At 25.2% G+C, this 532-nt stretch carries 1 pseudogene; it reads left to right on the forward strand.

What is annotated here, in order from left to right:
- A pseudogene (locus H2279_RS08710) lies at positions 1-532 on the forward strand (hypothetical protein); the annotation flags it as partial.

A 532-nucleotide genomic window follows, 5' to 3' on the forward strand; every position in this document is an offset into this window, starting at 1 on the left:
TTAAAAAAAATCTTCTATGGCATAGATCTTTGCACTGGAGTTTTTGACACTCATTTTTCCTTTCATTATGAAATAGAACAAAACATTGAAGAAAACAAAGAATTTCTTTTAAGAAGACTTTTATCTTATATTATTTTAGACGAAAAAAGAAACGCAACTGCCTTAGAGGATATAAAGGAAGAAAAATATATTATAGATGATTATACATTTTATTCTAAAGAATTAAAATCTTTAGAACTTAAAAAATGCACCATATATCAACTTCCTTGCAATCATCCCTTATTTAAAGAAATCAGAAATAAAGAAAAGCAAATCAATGCCTTTAGGAAAGATGAACACAGTCCTATTCATGCTTATAATGAAGTTTTACAAATTTTAGAAGATTATGCTAATGGACTTTATAATGTTAAATATGAAGAAGGAAAATATATAGAAGATAAAAATAAGGCTAGAAGATTATTAGAAAAGCTTAATATCATAGGACAAAACAATCTTAAAGCTATGTATATAGGGATAAATGGAAATAAAGAAA

Origin of the sequence: Campylobacter sp. B0100352/1 (assembly GCF_020135855.1) — a bacterium.
In the GTDB taxonomy this organism is placed as follows: Bacteria; Campylobacterota; Campylobacteria; order Campylobacterales; family Campylobacteraceae; genus Campylobacter_D; species Campylobacter_D taeniopygiae.